21 protein-coding genes, 18 tRNA genes and 1 pseudogene are annotated in these 18,696 nt (G+C 70.3%); 16 read left to right on the top strand and 24 right to left on the bottom strand.

What is annotated here, in order from left to right; translation table 11 throughout:
- The first annotated feature begins 14 nt into the window (after positions 1 to 14).
- Entirely contained in the window at positions 15 to 524 is a 510-nt protein-coding gene (locus tag CRYAR_RS41040; RefSeq protein WP_035858976.1) for a GNAT family N-acetyltransferase, read from the top strand.
- Here CRYAR_RS41040 and CRYAR_RS41035 read toward each other — a convergent pair.
- On the bottom strand, positions 484 to 1,374 hold the full coding sequence (locus CRYAR_RS41035; protein WP_035858973.1) for a LysR family transcriptional regulator: 891 nt from the start codon (positions 1,372 to 1,374) through the stop codon (positions 484 to 486). The genes CRYAR_RS41040 and CRYAR_RS41035 overlap by 41 nt on opposite strands.
- A gap of 70 nt (positions 1,375 to 1,444) precedes the next feature.
- Here CRYAR_RS41035 and CRYAR_RS41030 point away from each other — a divergent pair, with 70 nt between their 5' ends.
- Together CRYAR_RS41030 and CRYAR_RS41025 are read left to right on the top strand one after the other, a co-directional pair.
- A complete protein-coding gene (locus CRYAR_RS41030; protein WP_035858970.1) occupies positions 1,445 to 2,296 on the top strand; it encodes a dihydrodipicolinate synthase family protein in 852 nt (283 codons plus the stop codon).
- Positions 2,293 to 2,688 (top strand): VOC family protein, encoded by a 396-nt coding sequence (locus CRYAR_RS41025; RefSeq protein WP_035858967.1) that lies wholly within the window; start codon positions 2,293 to 2,295, stop codon positions 2,686 to 2,688. Before CRYAR_RS41030 ends, CRYAR_RS41025 begins: the two co-directional genes overlap by 4 nt.
- Here the strand turns inward: CRYAR_RS41025 and CRYAR_RS41020 are convergent.
- Entirely contained in the window at positions 2,685 to 3,050 is a 366-nt protein-coding gene (locus CRYAR_RS41020; RefSeq protein ID WP_035858964.1) for a DoxX family protein, read from the bottom strand. The two genes, CRYAR_RS41025 and CRYAR_RS41020, sit on opposite strands and share 4 nt — an antisense overlap.
- A gap of 94 nt (positions 3,051 to 3,144) precedes the next feature.
- Between CRYAR_RS41020 and CRYAR_RS41015 the strand changes: the two genes are divergently transcribed.
- The 3 genes from CRYAR_RS41015 to CRYAR_RS50480 all read left to right on the top strand — a co-directional run bounded on the left by CRYAR_RS41015 (position 3,145) and on the right by CRYAR_RS50480 (position 5,957).
- Positions 3,145 to 3,519 carry a winged helix-turn-helix transcriptional regulator gene (locus CRYAR_RS41015; RefSeq protein WP_035858961.1) on the top strand — a complete coding sequence of 125 codons (375 nt, stop codon included), beginning with the start codon at positions 3,145 to 3,147 and terminating at the stop codon, positions 3,517 to 3,519.
- Positions 3,520 to 3,543: 24 nt separating this feature from the next.
- Positions 3,544 to 3,966 carry an HIT family protein gene (locus tag CRYAR_RS41010; protein ID WP_035858960.1) on the top strand — a complete coding sequence of 141 codons (423 nt, stop codon included), beginning with the start codon at positions 3,544 to 3,546 and terminating at the stop codon, positions 3,964 to 3,966.
- 92 nt (positions 3,967 to 4,058) lie between these two features.
- Entirely contained in the window at positions 4,059 to 5,957 is a 1,899-nt protein-coding gene (locus CRYAR_RS50480) for an acyltransferase family protein (RefSeq protein WP_084701622.1), read from the top strand.
- Positions 5,958 to 5,981: 24 nt separating this feature from the next.
- Here the strand turns inward: CRYAR_RS50480 and CRYAR_RS41000 are convergent.
- The 10 genes from CRYAR_RS41000 to CRYAR_RS40960 all read right to left on the bottom strand — a co-directional run bounded on the left by CRYAR_RS41000 (position 5,982) and on the right by CRYAR_RS40960 (position 6,788).
- Positions 5,982 to 6,055 (bottom strand) — tRNA-Cys (locus CRYAR_RS41000).
- A 15-nt stretch (positions 6,056 to 6,070) separates the two neighbouring features.
- A tRNA-Arg gene (locus CRYAR_RS40995) sits at positions 6,071 to 6,144 on the bottom strand.
- 1 nt (position 6,145) lies between these two features.
- Positions 6,146 to 6,227 (bottom strand) — tRNA-Tyr (locus tag CRYAR_RS47860).
- A 2-nt stretch (positions 6,228 to 6,229) separates the two neighbouring features.
- Positions 6,230 to 6,300 (bottom strand) — tRNA-His (locus CRYAR_RS40990).
- A 2-nt stretch (positions 6,301 to 6,302) separates the two neighbouring features.
- Positions 6,303 to 6,375, bottom strand: a tRNA-Val gene (locus tag CRYAR_RS40985).
- A gap of 1 nt (position 6,376) precedes the next feature.
- Positions 6,377 to 6,452: transfer RNA gene (locus tag CRYAR_RS40980), tRNA-Asn, on the bottom strand.
- A 5-nt stretch (positions 6,453 to 6,457) separates the two neighbouring features.
- Positions 6,458 to 6,529: transfer RNA gene (locus tag CRYAR_RS40975), tRNA-Glu, on the bottom strand.
- Between the two features lie 21 nt (positions 6,530 to 6,550).
- Positions 6,551 to 6,624 (bottom strand) — tRNA-Ile (locus CRYAR_RS40970).
- Between the two features lies 1 nt (position 6,625).
- Positions 6,626 to 6,702 (bottom strand) — tRNA-Asp (locus tag CRYAR_RS40965).
- Positions 6,703 to 6,715: 13 nt separating this feature from the next.
- A tRNA-OTHER gene (locus CRYAR_RS40960) sits at positions 6,716 to 6,788 on the bottom strand.
- 71 nt (positions 6,789 to 6,859) lie between these two features.
- Here CRYAR_RS40960 and CRYAR_RS40955 point away from each other — a divergent pair.
- From CRYAR_RS40955 to CRYAR_RS40945, 3 genes are read left to right on the top strand one after another with little or no spacing between them, the layout of a single operon-like run.
- Positions 6,860 to 7,357, top strand: a complete 498-nt coding sequence (locus CRYAR_RS40955) for a flavin reductase (RefSeq protein ID WP_211247890.1) — start codon at positions 6,860 to 6,862, stop codon at positions 7,355 to 7,357.
- The gene (sodN, locus tag CRYAR_RS40950; protein ID WP_035858958.1) at positions 7,354 to 7,752 is read left to right on the top strand and encodes a superoxide dismutase, Ni; all 399 of its coding nucleotides are present in this window, start codon (positions 7,354 to 7,356) and stop codon (positions 7,750 to 7,752) included. Before CRYAR_RS40955 ends, sodN begins: the two co-directional genes overlap by 4 nt.
- Positions 7,753 to 7,789: 37 nt before the next feature.
- A complete protein-coding gene (locus CRYAR_RS40945; protein WP_035858955.1) occupies positions 7,790 to 9,097 on the top strand; it encodes a radical SAM protein in 1,308 nt (435 codons plus the stop codon).
- A 49-nt stretch (positions 9,098 to 9,146) separates the two neighbouring features.
- On the opposite strand, the gene CRYAR_RS40940 is transcribed toward CRYAR_RS40945, so the two are convergent.
- Positions 9,147 to 9,222, bottom strand: a tRNA-Leu gene (locus CRYAR_RS40940).
- Positions 9,223 to 9,227: 5 nt separating this feature from the next.
- A tRNA-Leu gene (locus CRYAR_RS40935) sits at positions 9,228 to 9,300 on the bottom strand.
- Positions 9,301 to 9,638: 338 nt separating this feature from the next.
- Between CRYAR_RS40935 and CRYAR_RS40930 the strand changes: the two genes are divergently transcribed.
- On the top strand, positions 9,639 to 9,995 hold the full coding sequence (locus CRYAR_RS40930) for a ClpX C4-type zinc finger protein (protein WP_035858953.1): 357 nt from the start codon (positions 9,639 to 9,641) through the stop codon (positions 9,993 to 9,995).
- A 186-nt stretch (positions 9,996 to 10,181) separates the two neighbouring features.
- Here the strand turns inward: CRYAR_RS40930 and CRYAR_RS40925 are convergent.
- The 7 genes from CRYAR_RS40925 to CRYAR_RS40905 form a co-directional block, all read right to left on the bottom strand.
- Positions 10,182 to 10,258, bottom strand: a tRNA-Leu gene (locus CRYAR_RS40925).
- Between the two features lie 676 nt (positions 10,259 to 10,934).
- Positions 10,935 to 11,009 (bottom strand) — tRNA-Glu (locus CRYAR_RS47855).
- Between the two features lie 10 nt (positions 11,010 to 11,019).
- A tRNA-Phe gene (locus CRYAR_RS40920) sits at positions 11,020 to 11,092 on the bottom strand.
- Positions 11,093 to 11,109: 17 nt separating this feature from the next.
- Positions 11,110 to 11,183: transfer RNA gene (locus CRYAR_RS40915), tRNA-Arg, on the bottom strand.
- 4 nt (positions 11,184 to 11,187) lie between these two features.
- Positions 11,188 to 11,260, bottom strand: a tRNA-Pro gene (locus CRYAR_RS47850).
- A 106-nt stretch (positions 11,261 to 11,366) separates the two neighbouring features.
- Positions 11,367 to 11,440, bottom strand: a tRNA-Trp gene (locus tag CRYAR_RS40910).
- 94 nt (positions 11,441 to 11,534) lie between these two features.
- Positions 11,535 to 11,825, bottom strand: a complete 291-nt coding sequence (locus CRYAR_RS40905; protein WP_157018491.1) for a hypothetical protein — start codon at positions 11,823 to 11,825, stop codon at positions 11,535 to 11,537.
- A 115-nt stretch (positions 11,826 to 11,940) separates the two neighbouring features.
- Between CRYAR_RS40905 and CRYAR_RS40900 the strand changes: the two genes are divergently transcribed.
- Positions 11,941 to 12,285 (top strand): PadR family transcriptional regulator, encoded by a 345-nt coding sequence (locus CRYAR_RS40900; RefSeq protein ID WP_035858946.1) that lies wholly within the window; start codon positions 11,941 to 11,943, stop codon positions 12,283 to 12,285.
- The gene (locus tag CRYAR_RS44390; protein ID WP_051571716.1) at positions 12,282 to 13,322 is read left to right on the top strand and encodes a hypothetical protein; all 1,041 of its coding nucleotides are present in this window, start codon (positions 12,282 to 12,284) and stop codon (positions 13,320 to 13,322) included. Before CRYAR_RS40900 ends, CRYAR_RS44390 begins: the two co-directional genes overlap by 4 nt.
- Here CRYAR_RS44390 and CRYAR_RS40890 read toward each other — a convergent pair.
- A pseudogene (locus CRYAR_RS40890) lies at positions 13,264 to 13,530 on the bottom strand (carboxymuconolactone decarboxylase family protein); the annotation flags it as partial. The gene CRYAR_RS44390 and the pseudogene CRYAR_RS40890 sit on opposite strands and share 59 nt — an antisense overlap.
- 60 nt (positions 13,531 to 13,590) lie before the next feature.
- Here CRYAR_RS40890 and CRYAR_RS40885 point away from each other — a divergent pair.
- Positions 13,591 to 13,944 carry a VOC family protein gene (locus CRYAR_RS40885; RefSeq protein WP_035858943.1) on the top strand — a complete coding sequence of 118 codons (354 nt, stop codon included), beginning with the start codon at positions 13,591 to 13,593 and terminating at the stop codon, positions 13,942 to 13,944.
- Here CRYAR_RS40885 and CRYAR_RS40880 read toward each other — a convergent pair.
- Positions 13,941 to 14,729: a maleylpyruvate isomerase family mycothiol-dependent enzyme gene (locus tag CRYAR_RS40880; RefSeq protein ID WP_342673844.1), complete on the bottom strand. Its 789-nt coding sequence runs from the start codon at positions 14,727 to 14,729 to the stop codon at positions 13,941 to 13,943. The genes CRYAR_RS40885 and CRYAR_RS40880 overlap by 4 nt on opposite strands.
- Positions 14,730 to 14,827: 98 nt before the next feature.
- Between CRYAR_RS40880 and CRYAR_RS40875 the strand changes: the two genes are divergently transcribed.
- From CRYAR_RS40875 to CRYAR_RS40865, 3 genes are read left to right on the top strand one after another with little or no spacing between them, the layout of a single operon-like run.
- Entirely contained in the window at positions 14,828 to 15,394 is a 567-nt protein-coding gene (locus tag CRYAR_RS40875) for an NUDIX hydrolase (RefSeq protein ID WP_035858936.1), read from the top strand.
- Positions 15,395 to 15,435: 41 nt separating this feature from the next.
- Positions 15,436 to 16,461, top strand: a complete 1,026-nt coding sequence (locus tag CRYAR_RS40870) for a MerR family transcriptional regulator (RefSeq protein ID WP_035869927.1) — start codon at positions 15,436 to 15,438, stop codon at positions 16,459 to 16,461.
- 30 nt (positions 16,462 to 16,491) lie between these two features.
- On the top strand, positions 16,492 to 17,469 hold the full coding sequence (locus CRYAR_RS40865) for a hypothetical protein (RefSeq protein WP_035858934.1): 978 nt from the start codon (positions 16,492 to 16,494) through the stop codon (positions 17,467 to 17,469).
- Here CRYAR_RS40865 and CRYAR_RS40860 read toward each other — a convergent pair.
- On the bottom strand, positions 17,432 to 18,667 hold the full coding sequence (locus tag CRYAR_RS40860; protein ID WP_051571714.1) for an MFS transporter: 1,236 nt from the start codon (positions 18,665 to 18,667) through the stop codon (positions 17,432 to 17,434). The genes CRYAR_RS40865 and CRYAR_RS40860 overlap by 38 nt on opposite strands.
- Positions 18,668 to 18,696: the final 29 nt, after the last annotated feature.

Below are 18,696 nucleotides of genomic sequence, written 5' to 3'. Positions count from 1 at the left end.
GTAGAACCGGGAAGGTGAGTCTTGCACTACGCCCCGCCGCTGACAGCGACGCTCGTTCCATCGCGGAGATTCACGTCGCTGGCTGGCAGGCGGGCTACCGGGATCTGATCGACAACGCGTATCTCAACGCGTTGTCGGTCGACGCGCGCTACGAGGTCTGGCGGCGGATCCTCGCCGGTGGGGCCGGTCGGGTGCTGCTGGCCGAAGAGGGGCCCTGCGCGCAGGGGTTCATCGCGTTCGGCCCGGCGAACGATCGCGGGCTGCCGGGCCTCACCGGTGAGATCTACGCCCTGTACGTCGATCCGAGAATGTGGGGGCGTGGCACCGGCGGCCGGTTGCTGGGCGAGGCGAGCGCGGAGCTGGCGCGGGCCGGTCGTCGGAGTGCGGTGTTATGGGTGTTCGAGGCGAACGTCCGGGCCCGGCTGTTCTACGAGCGCTACGGCTGGAAGGCCGACGGTGGCCGGCGGGTCGAACGCGAGAACTTCAGCCTGGCCGAGGTGCGGTATCAGACGCAGCTGAACTGAGCGCGGCCACGCAGGCGGCGACCGCCGGGTGCGCGCCGGAGCCCCGACGGAACGCGATGCTCGTGCGGCGACGGATCGGCAACGTACGCAGGCGCACCGACGGCGGAAGGTGCTCGACACCGAGCTCCGGCACGATCGCGACGCCCTGACCGGCGGCGACGAGCGCGAGCACGGCCGTGAAGTCGTCGGCGTGGTGGCGTATCCGAGGGCTGAACCCGGCGTCGTGACACAGGCGGAGCGCCAGCGTGTGGCAGAGCGTCCCCGGGCTGCCGACGACCCACGGGGAGCCGGCGGCGGCCGCGAGGGTCTCGGGGTGCTCGTCGGCGACCGCCAGGAACACCGGTTCGTCGAGCAGCCGCAGTGATTCGGCCGTGGGGTCGGGGTCGGCGGGCACGAGGTCGTAGTCGTGCACGAGCGCGACGTCCAGGCGCCGCTCACGCAGGGCCGCGGGCACGTCGACCGGGTCGAGTTCGGACACCCGGAGGTCCAGGTGCGGATGGTCGCGGCCGAGAGCGATGAGCGCGCCCGGCAGCAGCGTGCGGACGGCGCTGGGGAACGCGCCGATGCGCAGCGGCCCGGTGAGGCCACCGCGTGCGGCCGCGAGCGTGGCGTCGGCGGCTTCGAGCGCGGCGAGCAGCACCTCGGTGTGCTCCACGAGCGCGGTGCCGGCGGCGGTCAGCCGCACACGTCGCCCGGAGCGTTCGAGCAGCGGCACCCCGGCCTCGCGCTGCAGGGCCGCGAGCTGCTGGGACACCGCCGACGCGGTGTAGGTGTGCGCCTCGGCGACGGCCGAGATCGTGCCGAGGTGCGCGAGGTCGCGCAGCAGGCGCAGTCGGCGAACGTCAAGCATCAGCTCAGCTTAGGTGTCACCGAAGGAATCGGAACTGGTGCTAAGGGTTCCCGGGATCCAGGCTGGACCCATGACGCTCGCCGGTCTCTTCGTTCCGATGATCACGCCGTTCGACGGCTCGGGCGCGGTGGACGGTGCCGCGCTCGAGAAGCTCGCCGGGTCCGTCGTCGACGCCGGAGCGAGCGGCCTGGTGGCACTGGGAACGACGTCCGAGGTGTCGGCATTGACCGAGGCCGAGCGTCGGTTCGTGGTGGAGGTGGTCGCCGGGGTGGGGTGCCCGTTGCTGGTAGGTGCTGACTCGGTGGCGTCGTTGGCCGCGCTCGGCGGGCGGGACGTTCTCGCGGCGTTGACCGTCGTGCCGCCCTTCGTCCGGCCGGGCGAGGCGGGCGTGATCGCGCACTTCCGGGCGCTCGCGTCGGCGAGCCCGGTACCGCTCGTGGTCTACGACGTGCCGGCCCGCACCGGCCAGCCGCTCTCGTCGGCGACGCTGCGTGAGCTCGCGGCGATCCCCGGCGTGGTGGGCGTGAAGCACGCGCCCGGCGGCATCACCGCCGACACCGTCGACCTGCTGGCGGATCCGCCGCGCGACTTCGCGGTGCTCGGCGGCGACGACGCCTTCCTGGGGCCGCTGCTCGCGATGGGGGCGGCCGGTGCGATCACCGCGTCGGCGCACTGCGCGACCGGGGACTACGTACGGCTCGTGGACGCGTGGCGGCACGGCCGGGTGGACGAGGCGCGGGCGCTGGGGCGCCGGTTGAGCCGGCTGTCGGCGGCGCTGTTCGCGGCGCCGAACCCGACCGTGATCAAGGGGGTGCTGCACGCGGAGGGGCGGATCCCGACGCCCGACGTGCGGCTGCCGCTGCTGGCCGCGGAGCCCGCGCTGGTGGCGGCGGCGCGGGCCCGGCTAACTTTCACGGCGTGAATCTGGAACTGGTCACGATCATCGTCGACGAGTACGACCCGGCGATCGAGTTCTTCACCGAGGTGCTGGGGTTCGAGCTGGCCGAGGACTCGCCGGCGGTGTCGACGCACCACGGCACGCCGAAGCGGTGGGTCGTGGTGCGGCCGCCCGGCGCGCGGACCGGGATCCTGCTGGCGCGCGCCGACGGGGACCGCCAGGCCGCCGCGGTGGGGGACCAGATGGCCGGCCGCGTCGGCTTCTTCCTGCGGGTGGACGATTTCGACGCGCAGTACCAGCGGATGCGTGACGCGGGTGTGCAGTTCGTGGGGGAACCGCGCGCCGAGCCGTACGGCCGGGTGGTGGTCTTCGTCGACATCGCCGGCAACCGCTGGGATCTTCTCGGTCCGGCTTAGAGCCAGGTCGTGCCGAGCCAGGCGGCGACGGCGGCGAGCACCAGCAGGACGCCGTTAAGCCCGAGGTCTTTGTACTCGCCGCGCGAAGAATGCACGACGATCGCGCCGATCTGCACGAGCACCAACCCGATCGCCGCGGCGACGGCCAACGCGGGCGCGATGCCGGTGAGCGGCGGAAGGATCAGGCCGATCGCCCCGAGCACTTCGAGGACGCCGATCGTGCGGACCAGCGGCATCGGAATCGTGTCGACCCAGCCCATCATCGGCTGGAGCGCCTCCTTGCTCCGCACGATCTTGATGCCCCCGCCGTAGAAGTAGAACAGCGCGAGCAAGCCAGCGACGATCCAGTACGCGATTTCCATAGTGACCTCGATGGTTACGACCGGTAAGTAGCCACATCATGCGTCACTATTGAAGGGCTTACAAAAGGCACAGCCGTGTGCCCAAGGAGGACCAGTGTCCGAGTACGAACACACGTGCATGATCCGCGGCGACGGCGGCAAGACCCTCCGTGCGATCCTCGACCAGATCTGCAACAAATGGACGCTGCTGGTCGTCGCGACCCTCGATCAGGGCACCGTGCGCTTCACCGACCTGCACCAGCAGATACCGGGCATCTCCCAGCGCATGCTGACGCTGACCTTGCGCAACCTCGAGCGCGACGGGCTGGTGGCGCGCACCGTCTACGCCGAGGTGCCGCCGCGGGTCGAGTACGCGCTGACCGCGGTGGGCAAGAGCCTGATCGCGCCCGCCCTCGCGCTGGCCGGCTGGGCCATCGAGCACGTGCCGCAGATCGAAGCCAGCCGAGCCGCTTACCGCGCCCGCGAGTGAGTCAGCAACTGGTAGTACGGGGTGATGGCCGACAGTTGCGTCTTCTGCGAAATCGTGGCCGGGACGAGCCCGGCCAGCGTCGTGCACGCCGACGAGGACGTGCTGGCGATCATGGACATCCAGCCCGTCAACCCGGGCCACCTGCTCGTCATCCCTCGGCGCCACGTCGTCGGGCTGGCTGATCTGCCCGAGGACCTCGGCTCGGCGGTGTGGAGTACCGCACATCGCCTGGCCGGGGCCGTGCGCCGGTCCGGCCTCCGCTGTGAGGGGATCAACCTGTTCCTCGCCGACGGCGAAGCGGCGTTCCAGGAGGTCTTCCACGTGCACCTGCACGTGGTGCCGCGCTTCACCGGCGACACGTTCCGGCTGTCGGCGGACTGGCGCGTCCGTGACCGCGACTTGCTCGATTCGGACGCGGCCGCGGTGCGGGAGTCGTTTCCCGGCTGAAACTTGTGGGACGGGTTAGCCTGTGAGTCTTCTCAGGATCCCCAGCGTTTGCTCAGATAGCAGGCGTCACCCCGATCACTTGGAGACTTCCGATGACGCCTGCCGTCGGAACAACTGTGCCCGGTGCGCGACGACGCGAACTGTACTTGGACGCTTTACGGACCGCCGCCATCGTGCGTGTCGTCACCTACCACACGTTCGGCGGAGCCTGGCTGAGCTGGGCTTTCCCGGCGATGGGCGTGATGTTCGCGCTCGCCGGCGGGCTCATGGTGAACTCGCTGGACCGGCAGGACCCCACCACCGTGATCCGCAACCGGATCCGGCGTCTGCTCCCGGCCCTGTGGCTGTTCGGCGCGATCACGGTGCCGCTGATGGTGTGGGCCGGCGGCCGGATGAGCAGCTGGACGAACGTCGACACCGGCGAGCCGATCCCGCTCTGGCACCTGGTGTTCTGGTTCGTGCCGCTCCTCGACCCGCCCGGCAACGAGTGGGGCGAGAACGTCACCGTGGTGCTCTGGTACCTGCGGACGTACCTGTGGCTGGTACTGCTCAGCCCGGTGCTGCTCACGGCCTTCCGCCGCGCGCCGATTCCGACGATCATCGCGCCGCTGGGTCTTCTCGTGGCGCAGGCGTGGGGGTACATCCCGAACGGTGACGACGGGCCGATCTGGGCGCTGGTCTCCGACCTGGGGATCTTCGCTCCGTGCTGGATGCTCGGTTTCGCTCACCGCACGGGCGCGCTCAAGCGGCTGCCGAACTTCGGTCTCGTGGCGTTCGTGCTGGTGGCCGCGGGTGGGGCCGTCGGCTGGGTACTGACGCACCCGTCTGATTCGTACGACCTCAACGGGATTCCGATCGCGCAGTCGCTGTGGTCGATCGCGGTGATCCTGCCGCTGCTGCGGTTCGCGCCGGACGCGTCCTGGATCGGCCGGACGCCGGTGCTCGGACGGTTCGTGGCGCTCGTCAACAACCGGGCCGTGACGATCTACCTCTGGCACAACATCCTGATCGACCTGGCGTTCTTCAGCGGCGAGCGGCTGGAGGGCGTCGGGGGTTTCTGGGAGTCGGGGGTGTCGACGAACCCGGTCTTCGCGTACGCGGTGGTATGGGTGCTGATCGCCGTCGCGGTGATGTTGTTCGGGTGGGCGGAGGATCTGGCCGCTCGCCGCAAGCCGCGACTGTGGCCGGTGGGGCCGTCGGCGTCGGAGGTGCGTGAGAAGGACCTCGCCCGGGAGGCGGCGGCCGACACGCCGGGCGATGGGACGTCGGCCGGGTCCGAGCCGTACGTTCCGACGTTCAACGACCCGATGCCGGGGGTGGCGCCGGGAGCGGCTGGCCCGGGAGCGGCTGGACCGGGAGCGGCTGGACCGGGGCCGGGGCCGGGGGCGGCTGGGCCGGATCCGCGGTACGCGCCGGTGTATGCGGCACAGCGATCGGGTGGGCACGACACCGGAGCGAGTCGGTACGTTTCGCCGCCGCCCTATGGCGCTTCCCCGCCTCTCCAGGGCGCGGGCTCTCGGGGCCCGGGTCATCCGGATGCCGGCTTCCGGGGTGAAGGATTTCCGGGTGCGGGTCCTCGGGATGCCGGTGCTGGTTTTCCTGGTGCTGGGCCGCGTGGGGCCGAGACGTACGGGGGGCCTGCGCCGGGGGCGGGGCCGTGGGGTGGGAACGTGCGTGGCGACGGGCCTCGCGGCGGGGGTCCACGTGGGCCGTACCCGCCGGTTTCGCGGGTGCCGGCCGGTCACGGGTCAGGGGCGCCGAGAGGCGCGCAGCGCGGCCCGGGGCCGGGGCCTGGGTCTGGCCCAGGGCGCGGGCCGGGCCCTGGCCCCGGGCCGGAAGTGCGGCGCGGGCCGGGCGGGCAACGTCCGGGTCAGTACGGTCCTCCGCCGGACGCGGTCACGCCCCACTTCGGCGGGTACGCACCACCGCCCGGCGAGCCCTACCCCGGCGAAGACCCCGACGCGGAGCGTGGCCGCCATCGATCGGGTTGAGTCCCGCACAGCGGATGGCACCGGAACCGGAAGCCGGATTCGAACCGGCGCACAGCCGCTTTGCAGGCGGAGCCCTTGGGCCACTCGGGCATTCCGGCGTGGGTGGTGCTGCGTACCCCCGGGCGGGATCGAACCGCCGACCCCCAGGTTCGGAACCTGGTGCTCTGGTCCGCTGAGCTACGGGGGCGTGCGGGCGAAAGGATTCGAACCTTCTCAGCGATGCAACCGGTTTACAGCCGGCCCCGACTCTCCGATCGTCGGCGCGCCCGCGGGGTGACCGGCCGGAGTCGAACCGGCGCCTCCAGGGCCACGACCTGGTGCTCTGCCATTGAGCTACGGCCACAGTGTCCATGGACGGGTTCGAACCGCCGACCTCCCCGGTGTGAACGGGGCGCTCTCCCGATTGAGCTACACGGACCTGGCTCCCCCGGCAGGACTCGAACCTGCACCGTGGCGGTTAACAGCCGCCTGCCCTGCCAATTGGGCGACGAGGGATCGAGTAGCGCGTACGGGATTCGAACCCGTTCCTCCCGGATTGAAAGTCCGGTGGCCTACCGGTAGCCGAACGCGCCGTGCGTGGTGGGTGTCGTACGTGTCGTCGGGAGGACTTGAACCTCCTACCTCCGCGGTATCAGCGCGGCGCTCTCACCGGGTGAGCTACGACGACCTGGCGCCCGGTACCGGGATCGAACCGGCGACCTCCCGCGTGACAGGCGGGTGCTCTGACCTGCTGAGCTAACCGAGCATCGGTACTGCTGTGGACCCGGTCGGACTCGAACCGACCACCTCCCGTTTGCAAGGAGGGTGCTCTACCGGGTGAGCTACGAGCCCCGAGTGCGCCTGAGCCACCTTCCAAGGCCTGGCTTGACCTCAACTCGACTTCAGGTTTTAGCGTGCTCCGCGTGGAGCGCGCAGGAGTGAAAGAACTGCTCACCGACGAGATGAAGTCGGCTTTCCGCCGGTATCCGACCGGCGTCGCGGTCATCAGCGCGGCCGGTCCGGACGGGCCGGTCGGGCTCACCGCGTCGAGCGTCGCCTCGGTGTCGGTGGCGCCGCCGGCGCTGTCGTTCTCGGTGATGAGCACGCCGACGGCGAACGCGATCCTCGCCGCGTCGAGCGTCGTCGTGCATCTGCTCGGCGCCAAGCACGTCGGGCTGGCGCACGAGTTCTCGCACCCGGCGGGGAGCCGCTTCACGCCGGAACAGGGGTGGGAGACGCTCCCGAGCGGAGAGCCGGTCCTCCCCGATGCCGCGGCCGCGCTCCGGGCCGCGCCGCTGCATCTCCTGCCGGTCGGCGATTCGACGGTCGTCGTCGCGTCGGTGCTCGAGGTGTTCCACGGCCCGGACGACGGCTCGCTGATCTATCACCGTAGGAAGTTCGTCACGGAAGGAATCCTATGATTCGTCTATTTCGTCCCCGCGCTGTCGCTAACGCTCACTGTGATCTTCCTTGCGGTGTCTACGACCCCGCGCAGGCACGCATTGAAGCCGAGTCGGTGCTGGCGATCGCCAAGAAGTACCACGACAGCGACGACCCGGCGTTCCGCACCCGCGCGCTCATCATCAAGGAGCAGCGCGCTGAGCTGGTAAAACACCATCTCTGGGTGCTGTGGACCGACTACTTCAAGGCCCCACACTTCGAGAAGTACCCGCACCTGCACGGGCTCTTCAACGAGGCCACGAAGCTCGCCGGAGCCGGCGGCGCAAAGGGGGCTGTGGATACCGCCGTAGCCGAGCAGTTGCTCGTTAAAATCGAAGAGATCTCGAAGATCTTCTGGGAGACCAAGCAGGCCTGACCCGGAGGTTTCTCGTTCAACCCGCCCCGGAGGGCGCATGCCTACCCGCACTGACCTCGTCGAAGACCTGATGGGTCGCTTCTCAACCGTTCCGAAAGAAGCGGTCATCAAGGAGGATCTGCTGCGGGGCGGGTTGTCCTTCGACGACTCCGCTCTGACCGACAACGAGAACGGCGACGTCAAGCCGAAGTCGTACTTCATCTTCTCGTTCGACCACCGCACGCTGCCCGAGCTGGGCACGGCCGCGCTCCGTCGCCCGCCGGAGGAGATCGTGCTCACCGGCGGGCCGTACGAGCTGCGCCGCACGGTCGTGTCGGTCCGGGTCAACCCCACCTCGCCGTACCGCGTCAAGACCGACGACGACGGGCGCATGCGCCTGTACCTGGACGACCGGCCGATCGCCGACGTGGGGCTGCCGCCGATGCCGGACTACTACCGGCACACGCTTCCGAACGGGAAGTCGGTGATGGAGGTCGCCCCCACGATCCAGTGGGGCTATCTGATCTATCTCACCGCATATCGCCTCTGCCAGTACTTCGGTGCCACCGAGGAGTGCCAGTACTGCGACATCAACCACAACTACCGGCAGCACAAGGCGGCGGGCCGCCCGTACACGGCGGTGAAGCCGACCGACGAGATCCTCGAAGCGCTCGCGATCATCGACAAGTACGACACCGCGCGCACGTCGAAGGCCTACACGCTGACCGGCGGCAGCGTCACCCGGAAGGTCGACGGGCTGGCCGAAGCCGACTTCTATGGGCGCTACGCCCAGGCGATCGAGGAGCGGTTCCCCGGGCGGTGGATCGGCAAGGTCGTCGCGCAGGCGCTACCCAAGGCCGACGTCCAGCGCTTCAAGGACTACGGCATCCAGATCTACCACCCGAACTACGAGGTCTGGGACAAGAAGCTCTTCGAGCTCTACTGCCCCGGCAAGGAGCGCTACGTCGGACGCGAGGAGTGGCACCGCCGCATCCTCGACTCGGCCGACGTGTTCGGGCCGCGCAACGTGATCCCGAACTTCGTCGCCGGTGTGGAGATGGCGGCGCCGCACGGCTTCACGAGCGTCGACGAGGCGATCGATTCCACGGCCGAGGGCCTGCAGTACTTCATGTCCCGCGGCATCACACCGCGGTTCACCACGTGGTGCCCCGAGCCGACGACCCCGCTCGGTAAGACCAATCCGCAGGGTGCGCCGCTGGAGTACCACGTACGCCTGTTGCAGACCTACCGCGCGGTCATGGAGGCCAACGGCCTGAGCAGCCCGCCCGGATACGGCCCTCCCGGGCCCGGCCGAGCCGTGTTCTCGGTCAGTTCGTTCATGGACAGCCTCCCGGCCCAGGACTGAGTCGGTCCGCGCGGCCACCCGCAAGCCGGGTGGCCGCCGCGGCTGGTCGTGGTACCCGGAGCGCGATTCGAACGCGCACTGGCGCGGGTCTGAGCCGCGTGCCTCTCCCGTTGGGCTATCCGGGCTTGCGTGCCCTCGGCGCGATTCGAACGCGCACTGGCGACGTCCTCAACGTCGTGCCTCTGCCGTTGGGCTACGAGGGCGAAGATGGATGCTTCGAGGATCACGGGGTGTGAACCGCCCGCTGCCGAGGACGTCGAAGCGCTGGCGACACGTTGGCCGGCTTGGCTCTGGCTCGAGCGCGTGCTGGGCTGACAGCACGGTCCGAGCCGACGCGTGTCCTGATCTCGGCGCTCGGCCAGCCGCTCGGGAGTGGAGCTTTTCGATGCGGTCGTGCACGCCTCCGGCTCGAACGCCACCTTGAGTTGCGAGGAGGCGTCGGACCATGATTCGTCAGGATCATCCTGACGAAATGGTTGTCAGGCTTTTCCTGACACCTCTACCGTCGTCAGGGTCGCCCTGACAGTCGAGGAGGAGTCAGATGACAACGCTCGAACTCGCGTGTTCTTTCTGCAGCAAGCCCAGCACCGACGTCGAGAAGATCGTCGCCGGCCCCGGCGTCTACATCTGCAACGAGTGCGTTGCGCTGGCCACCATGGTGATCGAGAGCAGCACCGATACGCCGTCGGTGCCGCGAGTGCCGATCTGGGAGTCGCTGACTGACGACGTGATGCTCAGCCACATTCCTCGGGTCAGCGCGCACATCGATCGTTCCGAGACCGAGCTGCGCTCCTGGGTCCAGGAACTGCGCCGTCGCGGTGTCACCTGGATCAGGATCGGCGAGTCTCTCGGCATCGCTCGCCAGTCGGCCTGGGAGCGTTTCTCTAGCGAGGAGTGATCGTCGTACCGCCGGGACTTGTCCGGGGTGGCCGGCTTCACCGTCGCCCGGAACAGAGGCGCTGGGCTGCGCGCCGGAGGGGTTCCAAAGTTCGCCCCGGCGCTAGTTCAGCGCGTATGTACTTCGGTGCGGCCCCTCGGTGTTTGGCTACGCGATGCTCTGAAGTGCTGAGCTATCGCCGCGTGTTGGAGCCCCGGGTGGGATTCGAACCCACACTGGACCCGGTTTGAGCGGGCCGCCTCTGCCGTTTGGGCTACCGGGGCGGGTTCCGTCGCTCGGGCCGATGGGCTCGTGCCGCGGCGTTCGGCTAAAGAGCCCGCCCTGCTGCTCGGGTCCGCGCAAAGGGCCTTGGGGCTGACGGGTCTGTGCACGGGGTCTTGGGCTGACGGGTCTGTGCACGGGGTCTTGGGCTGACCGACCCGTGCACGGGGTCTTGGGCTGACCGGCCCGTGCTACGGACCTTGAGCTACCAGGGCCTGCGCTGCCGCCTCGGACCAAGAGGTCCGTGATGGGGCCAGGGCCGAGAGGCCCAGTTCTGCCGCTCGGACCCGCTGCGGGACTCGGCTGACGGGGCCCATGCCGCAGCCTCGGGCTATCAAGGCCCGCCCTGCTGCTCGGGCCCGTTCTGGCCAATGGACCGGCCCTGCTGCTCGGGTCCGTTCGGGCTAACGGACCGGCCCTGCTGCTTGGGTCCGTTCGGGCCAATGGACCGGCCCTGCTGCTTGGGTCCGTTCGGGCCAATGGACCGGCCCTGCTGCTTGGGTCCGTTCGGGCTAACGGACCGGCCCTGCTGCTTGGGTCCGTTCGGGCTAACGGGCCCGCCCTACTGATCGGGTCCGTCCGGACTAGGGTCCGGGCTATGGCCTCGGGCTGCGGCCTCGGGCTGTGACCCAGGCTGTGGACCCAGGCTGCGGCCTCGGGGTGCGAGGCCGGGTTGCGTCGCCCGTCCGGGGGTCGAACCCGGTCCTCTGGAGTGAGAGTCCAGTGGTCTGACCTGCCGCAACCTCACGGGCGTTCGTTCGCGTGCCTCCCGCAGGACTCGAACCTGCGACCCCGCGGGCTTCAACCGCGTGCTCTTCTCGCTGAGCTAGAGAGGCGTACCGCTAGAGAGGCGTATCCCCGGACGGATTCGAACCGCCGACCCCCAGATTCGTAGTCTGGTGCTCTGATCCGCTGAGCTACGGGGATCGAGTCTGGAGCCCTGGAGTCGAACCAGGTGTCTTCCGCTTCCAAGGCGGACGGGTTAGCCGTCTCCCTCGCTCCAGCTCCGCCGGGCTCGCCGCGGTGTGCGCGACGAGGTCCCGGCGTCAATCTGTGCCATCCGCTGTGCAGTTTTCAAGCGTCGTGACCGCCGGCTGGCCGGGGTCGGTGCATGGGCGGCAGGAATCGAACCCGCGACCTCCGGTTTTGGAGACCGGCGCTCTACCGAATTGAGCTACACCCATAGCGAGAAATGATTTCGGGCAGCGCTGAGAAACAATTGCCGGGCAAAAAGAAACCGCCCGTTCCCGGCGGGAAGGGCGGCGTGAGCGGAGCGCGTCAGCGCTGGCTTCGCCACCGTTTCCGGTGTTCGACGTACAGACGGTAGGAGGGTCGCTCCATGCTCGGGCAACCCTCGCCGAGCAGCGGAATTCGCTGCTGCGCGATGTTGGCGTCGCCCCACATGGTGTGCTCCCTGAAGTGTTCGTCGTTCTCGGTGTCGATGAAGACGATAGAGCCTTTCGGATCGACCGCCAACTGATTATTGCCACCGACCCGGAAAGAAATCAATACGATCGACGAATTCGATTTCCACTCACCGCGGTCGGGTCCGCTCGATGCCCGCGCCACTTCGAGCTGCCCAAGCGTCCCGCCTGAAGGCCGGCCGGCAGGCGAACGGCGGAGCGCCCCGTCCGCCCGGTGTCATCGCTAGCGGTATATCTTCGCAGCCGATATATTGGCGGCCATGACGACGCCGCTGCGGGAGCCGACGTTCCTGATCCTCACCGCGCTAGCCAGAGAGCCGTTGCACGGATACGGGCTGATCACCGAGGTGAGCGAGCTCTCCGAAGGGCGGATCACCTTGCGGCCGGGCACCCTCTACGGCGCGCTCGACCGACTCTCCGACGACGGGCTGGTGGCGCCCGACCACGAAGAGGTGGTGGACGGGCGCCTCCGTCGCTACTACCGGCTCACCGACGAGGGCTTGAACGTGCTCGGCGCCGAGACCGAGCGCATGCGTCGCAACCTGGCTGCCGCGACGTCCCGGCTGAAGGCGTCGGGTTGGGCTCCGGCGGGAGGCCTCGCATGAACGAGCCGGAACAGCGAACCCGCCTGGAACAGCGGTACCGTCGGCTGCTGCTCGCCTACCCGGCGGACTACCGCGCCGAACGGGGCGACGAACTCGTCGACACCTACCTGGACACGGTTGAGCCCGGCCGCAGCCGGCCCGGCCCCCGGGACACCGCTGACCTGCTCGTCGGCGGGGCGCGGCAGCACTTACGGGTCCGCCAGGCGTCCGGGTTCACCGGTGCGCTGCCGGTCGCCGCGGTGCTGGCGCTGGCGACCGGATCGATGCTGGCGACGATCTGGCTGCTCGCGATCGAGTTCACGCCCACGCTCGACGACTACCCCCCGGTCGGCCCGTCCCGTGTGTTCCAGTCGGTGGCGGCGTTCGCCTGGATCGCCTGGTTGGCTGCCGCGGTCGTGTTCGCCGTCGCCCCCGGCCGGTGGTGCCGGCGGTTGATCGCGGTGTCGCTCGTGCTGATGGTCGTGGCCAAACCGGTGTGGCTGGTGGCTACGGCAGTCGTGGGGCCGGGCGGTGGCTGGTTCAGCCAATCGCCACCGTCGTTCGTGGCGCTCCTTCCGCACGCGGCGCTCGGCGTCCTCGCGTTGGCGCTGCCGTCCCGCCCGGGCCGGGTGACGCGATGGGTGCCGGTGTTGGTCGCCGCCGTGCCGATCGTGCCGGTGATGCGCCTCGACCTCGCGCACTACTGGTCGTACAACTGGGTGGCGCCGACCGCCTTCGCGGTGGTGGCGCCGTCGTTCCTGTTCATCGCGAACGCGGTGGCCGGGTGGCTGCTGCTCCGCCGGGATCGGCGCGGGCTGTGGGTCGGCGTGGTGACGCTGCCCGCGGTGGCGCTGCTCGCGGCCGAACCGCTCATCCACCTCGCGACCCGGTCCTACTGGATGTCGATGCCGACGGAACTTCCGTTCTGGTTGGAGCGGTCGACGGTCAGCGCGCTGCTGACCGTCGTCACGCTCGGGATCCTGGGGCTGGCGTTCGCGGTCAGTAAGCCCCGGCGAACTGGCCCGGCTGGTAGCTCCCGGCCGGCTGGCGAACGATGACGTTCAGCCGGCTGAACGCGGTGATCGCGGCGATCAGCGACACGAGCGCGCCGAGCTGGTCCTCGTCGTAGTTCTTCGCGGCGTTCGCCCACACCTCGTCGCTGACCCCGTCGGCGCTGTCGGCGATGCGGGTGCCCTCCTCGGTCAACTCCAGCGCAGCGCGTTCGGCGTCGGTGAAGACCGTGGCCTCCCGCCAGGCCGCGACGAGTTCCGTCAGGATTTGATCGTTACGCCCCCTGACGGGTGAACCGACGAAAAGGTAACGCGCATGTCTGAGCATCACGCCATCGACTACGTCGAACTGGGAGTCACCGACCTCGAGCGAGCGAAGCGCTTCTACGCCGAGGCGTTCGGGTGGGAGTTCAACGACTACGGGCCGCAGTACTCGGGCATCCGCGGGTCGAACGGGACCGAGGTCGGCGGGCTGCGCCTCGACGACAAGGCCCCGAGCGGCGGCGGCCCGCTCGTCCTGCTCTTCTCCACGGACCTGGACGCGTCCGTCGAGGCGGTCCGGGCGGCCGGCGGCACCGTCGCCGTCGAGCCGTACGCGTTCCCCGGCGGACGACGCTTCCACTTCGCCGACCCGAGCGGCAACGAGCTCGGCGTTTGGAGCGAGTCCTAGCGCACGATCGACACCAGGCTGAGTGCGGCGACGGCCAGGGACGGGTCGCCGTCGACCTTCGTGCGTTCCCGAGCTTCGGACGGCTCGATACCGCGGGTCGCGACCTGCCACAGCGTCTCCGGAGCGAGCTCCAGGCGCGCGTCGGGCGACGGGTCCGAGCCCGGCCGCACGGACCAGCCCTCGGCGTTCCGGCGGGCGGTCCAGGCCTCGTCGATCGGCGACGTCACCCATACGGTCACCGACGAGCGCGCGGCCCCGTCGAGCGCTCGGGGAAGGGCACGCAGGAACGCGTCGACGACCGGGTGCACCAGCTGACGCGAGTCGGCCCCCGGACGGCCGACCGCGGCCCGGATCTGCTGTTGATGCACCCAGAACTCGGTGTATTCGCGAGCGACGTCGAGCCAGGTCGGGGCGGGCACGTCCGGCGCCACCCAGGACACCGGTAAACCGGGAGCGTCCAGGTCGGAGGACGCCCAGTACGCGTCCAACTGGGGTCCGAATCCGGCCAGCAACCCGAGCAGCACCCGAGGGCTGAGCCCACGCGCCGCCGCGACAAAATCCTCGTTCGCCTGGTTGAGGACCGGGGCGAGATCGGCGTCGGGCACCGGGATCCAGCCGCCCGACCACCCGTCCCGGCCCCCCGACAGTCGCCGCAGGTAGTCGTGGACGACGTGTGCCGCGAGATCGTGGACGTTCCACCCGGGGCACGGCGTCGGGGTGTGCCACGCGTCCTCGTCGAGCGTGCCGAGCAGCGCCAGCAACTCTGCCCGTTCCACGGGAAACATCGGGCGCACATCGATCGGCCGGCCGAAATCCATGGGGCAGTACACCATGTCCGATTCGACGTGGGCACGCGAAAATCCGACCGGTTACCGTGCCGGGCATGGACGCCGAACTGGTCACCGTGCTCGCCGACTACCAGCCGAGGGACGACGTCGAGAAGGCCGACCACGAACGTGCGCTGACCTTGGCGAACAGCACCGACCCCTGGTCCCGTGGCACACCCGTGCACGTCACCGCGTCGGCGCTGGTGGTGGATCCCGCGACCCGGCGCGTGCTCCTGCGGTGGCACGCCCGCCAGCAGGCCTGGCTGCAGATCGGTGGTCACGCCGACCCGGGCGAGGCCGACCCGCTGTCGATCGCCCTGCGCGAAGGGCTCGAGGAGACCGGCCTCACCGACCTGGTGCCCTGGCCCGATGCCGGGTTGCGCCACGTCGTCGTCGTGCCGGTGGCGGCCGGGAAGGGCGAACCGGCGCACGAGCACGTCGACGTGCGCTTCGTCCTCGCGACGGCCACCCCGGAGGACGTCCGTCCGGAGAAGCCCGGCGCCGAGCTGGAGTGGCTGAGCGTTCCCGAGGCGATCGCCCGGACCACCGAGCCCAACCTGCGTGAGTTCATCACTCGGGTCGGAACCCTCTTGACCTTGACCGAAGGGGAAGCACCAGCGTGACCCGGGCCGGTCACCACGGCCGGCGCGAGGAGGACGGTGACGTGCGGCTCTACACGATCGGAGAATTCGCTCGAGCGGCCGGCCTGACGCCGAAAGCCCTGCGGCTCTACGACGAGTCGGGGTTGTTGCCGCCCGCGGCCGTCGACCCCGAGACGGGGTACCGGTTCTACGACCCCGCGCAGCTGCCCGCCGCTGAGCTCATCGTCGAGCTGCGGCGGATCGGGATGCCGCTGGCCGAGGTCCGCGCGGTGTGCGCGCTCGACGCTCCGGCGGCGGCCGAGGCCGTTGGTGCGTACTGGGACCGGGTGACGGCCGAGACCGCCGATCGGGCGCGTACGGCCGCCCTCCTCGTCGAGAAGATGTCCGGGAGGACCGCCATGACCGCTTTTCGTTCCGCCTCCGCGTGCGAGGCCGGAAAGGTTCGAACCACGAACGAGGACGCCGTTCACGCGGACGAGCGGCTGCTCGCGGTGGCCGACGGGGTCCGGGGCGAGGGTGGTGCCGCGGCCAGCGCCGCCGCCATCGGTGCGCTGACGGCCCTGTCACCGAGCCCCGGGTCGGCGGTCGAGCTGCTCACCCGGCTCGCCGGGGCCGTGGCCGACGTCGAACGGGTGCTGGAGCCGGGAGCCGCGACGACGCTCACCGCTCTGCTGCGGGCCGGCTCGCAGCTGGCGCTGGTGCACGTCGGCGACAGCCGCGCGTACCTGGTGCGGGGCGGCGAACTGTTCCAGCTCACGGCCGACCACACCTGGGTGCAGTCCCAGATCGACCAGGGCAAACTCGACCTGGCCGGTGCCGCCGCCCACCCGGATCGGGCGCTGCTGACCCGGGCGCTCGGCGCCGGTGAACCCGGAGCCGACCTCGCGGTGCGCACCGCACTCCCCGGGGACCGGTACCTGCTGTGCACGGACGGACTGTCCGCGGTCGTCGACCGGGTGCGTCTGCACGCCGCACTGCGCGCGGACGCCACTCCGGAACGGGTGGTGGGACGGCTGCTCCAGCTCGCTCTCGACGCGGGGGCGCCGGACAACATCGCGCTCGCGGTCGCCGACGTCGCTCGTGAGTGAGCGTTTGCGGCGACTTGCCATCATGCGCCCGTGCACAGCGACGAAGTGATCCGGACCCTGGTGCGGCACGACTACGGCCGGTGGTCGCACGCTGAGATCGATCCGTTGATCGACCAGCTCGGCCGCGACTCCGACGAGCTGATGTCGACACGGTCCTCGTTGACGTTCGGCGAGGCGACGCGAGTCGAATTCATGGCTGGCGACGACCGGTCGGCCGGGGTCGACTTCGGCGTCGTCCAGGCCGTGTTCGCCGTGCCGGAGGAGAACCAGCTGGCCGCGGTGCGCGGCGCGATCGCGGTGGCGGCCGAGGTGCTCGGTCCGCCACCGCTCGTCGGCGGGAGCGGAGCGATGGTCCGCTGGTTCTCACCGGACACGCGGGTGCAGCTCGAGCCGGCCGGACGGCGGAAGTTCCTGCTGACACTCGTGCCGCGGCGGCATGCGGAGGCCGAGCTCGAGTGGCGATCCGAGTGGCAGGACTTCGAGCCGCCGGACGACTGGTGGTTGGAGCCCGACCGGACGGCGGCCACGGACGACGTCCGGTTCTACGCGATCGAGCCGACCCCGAACTGGACCACGTTCGCGCGTCGGCTCCGCGGGGTGTTCCGGTCGCTGATCGTCGATCAGCCGATGCTCGTGCCGTACCTGCCGACGATCGTCTGGCGGATCACGCGCGCGGACCGCGACGACGACCTGCCGCTGCTCCAGGGATGGTTCGCCGCCGACGAGGCGCATGTCGAGGTGGGCGAGGCCGGCCTGACCGAGTCCCGTGCCCGCAACGGACTACCCGGAATGACGGTTCCGGCCGGGACCGACGACGACGCGAAGAGCCTGACCACGTTCGTGCTCGACGTGTTGCGCCGAGGATCCGGCGGTGACCCCCGAGTGCTGCGGTACCACGCCTGGCCGGCCGGAACGGGTGGTCGCGAGCCGCGACTGCGTGAGTTCGACCTGCGGTTGGCGCACGAGTCGGTCAGCGACCCGGTGTTCGCCGATCCGATTCCGCTCTGACGGCGGGATCGCTCGTCGCCGGCACCGGTGGGCTGGTGATCGTGTACCGGCTCAGCGTGAGCAGGGGCAGGGTCGACACCGCCAGCGCGACGCCGAGCGCGGCCACCGAGATCATCGCGCCGCGCAGGCTGGTCGCGGACGCCCAGAGCCCGACGTAGACCGGTCCGAGAAGGAAGCCCAGGTAGGACACGACGGTGACGAGCGACGTCGCGCGACCCCGGGAGGACTCGACGACGTTGCGCGACACGATGCTCAGGAGCGTCGGGAAGAGCGCGGCGGTGCCGGCGGCGGCGAGAACGAGGCCGGCCAGCGCGACCGGCACCGAGGGGGCGCGGGCGACGACGGCGGCACCCGCGGCGGCGACGACGGCGCCGAGGACGAGCACCCTGCGGGCGTGCCGCGGGCTCAGCGTGCTCGCCCCGAAGCGCGTGATCGCGACCACCGCCGCGAACGCCGCCGGAGCGAGCGCGCCGATGCCGGGGCCGGTGTCGAAGACGTCCTGCAGGAAGACCGCGCCCCAGCTCTGGTGGGCGTTCTCACTGGCGAAGGCGAGGGCGCCGAGCACACCGACGAGCAACAGCGGCGCGATCGCCATCGATGGCGGTGCTCCGCCCACCCCGCCGGGTGCGGGGGCCGCGGCCGGAACGTCGGGGTCGGTGGCCAAGGCGTGGCGGATGGCGGCGGCCGCGACGGCGGACGCGGTCAGGACGGCCGCGAACGGAGCCCACGTCGGCGCGTCGAAGGCATAGGCCGCGCCGGTACCGAGGCTGGACACCACGACCGCGGCGGAGAACACCGCGCCGCTGCGGGTGATGATCGGCCGACCCGATCGCTGCTCGGCCCGGCCGCCGACCGAGTTCATGGCCACGTCGGCGGCACCGCTGGTCATGCCGACGAGCGTCAGCCCGACGCACAGCGCGATCAGACCGTTGGCGCTCACCGAAACGACCACCCCGGCGACGCCGAGCGAGGCCACGGCGTACGCGGTGAAGCGCAGCCCCCACCGGTCCAGCACCCGGCCGGTCAGCAGCATCGCCGGCAACGCGCCCGCGCTGACGAACAGGAGCGCGGTGCCCAGCTGGGCGTCGTCGAGAGCGGCCTGGTCGCGGACGCGGGGCACGGCCGAGCCCCAGGTACCCCAGAAGGCACCGAACGCGGCGGCGGCGAGGTAAGCGGCGGTGGCGAGGCGGTAACGCACGTGTGTAACGCTACACAGATAGAATCACC

It is taken from the genome of Cryptosporangium arvum DSM 44712 (genome assembly GCF_000585375.1).
GTDB lineage: Bacteria > Actinomycetota > Actinomycetes > Mycobacteriales > Cryptosporangiaceae > Cryptosporangium > Cryptosporangium arvum.
Note: the sequence above shows the minus strand (reverse complement) of the source record. Positions and strands in the feature narration are given on the sequence as shown.

Bases quoted from the DNA above. Each gene is read 5' to 3' on its own strand.
- CRYAR_RS41035 (WP_035858973.1), bottom strand. From the start codon at position 1,374: ATGCTTGACGTTCGCCGACTGCGCCTGCTGCGCGACCTCGCGCACCTC.
- CRYAR_RS41030 (WP_035858970.1), top strand. From the start codon at position 1,445: ATGACGCTCGCCGGTCTCTTCGTTCCGATGATCACGCCGTTCGACGGC.
- CRYAR_RS41020 (WP_035858964.1), bottom strand. From the start codon at position 3,050: ATGGAAATCGCGTACTGGATCGTCGCTGGCTTGCTCGCGCTGTTCTAC.
- CRYAR_RS41010 (WP_035858960.1), top strand. From the start codon at position 3,544: ATGGCCGACAGTTGCGTCTTCTGCGAAATCGTGGCCGGGACGAGCCCG.
- CRYAR_RS50480 (WP_084701622.1), top strand. From the start codon at position 4,059: ATGACGCCTGCCGTCGGAACAACTGTGCCCGGTGCGCGACGACGCGAA.
- sodN (WP_035858958.1), top strand. From the start codon at position 7,354: ATGATTCGTCTATTTCGTCCCCGCGCTGTCGCTAACGCTCACTGTGAT.
- CRYAR_RS40945 (WP_035858955.1), top strand. From the start codon at position 7,790: ATGCCTACCCGCACTGACCTCGTCGAAGACCTGATGGGTCGCTTCTCA.
- CRYAR_RS40930 (WP_035858953.1), top strand. From the start codon at position 9,639: ATGACAACGCTCGAACTCGCGTGTTCTTTCTGCAGCAAGCCCAGCACC.
- CRYAR_RS40900 (WP_035858946.1), top strand. From the start codon at position 11,941: ATGACGACGCCGCTGCGGGAGCCGACGTTCCTGATCCTCACCGCGCTA.
- CRYAR_RS44390 (WP_051571716.1), top strand. From the start codon at position 12,282: ATGAACGAGCCGGAACAGCGAACCCGCCTGGAACAGCGGTACCGTCGG.
- CRYAR_RS40885 (WP_035858943.1), top strand. From the start codon at position 13,591: ATGTCTGAGCATCACGCCATCGACTACGTCGAACTGGGAGTCACCGAC.
- CRYAR_RS40880 (WP_342673844.1), bottom strand. From the start codon at position 14,729: ATGTTTCCCGTGGAACGGGCAGAGTTGCTGGCGCTGCTCGGCACGCTC.
- CRYAR_RS40875 (WP_035858936.1), top strand. From the start codon at position 14,828: ATGGACGCCGAACTGGTCACCGTGCTCGCCGACTACCAGCCGAGGGAC.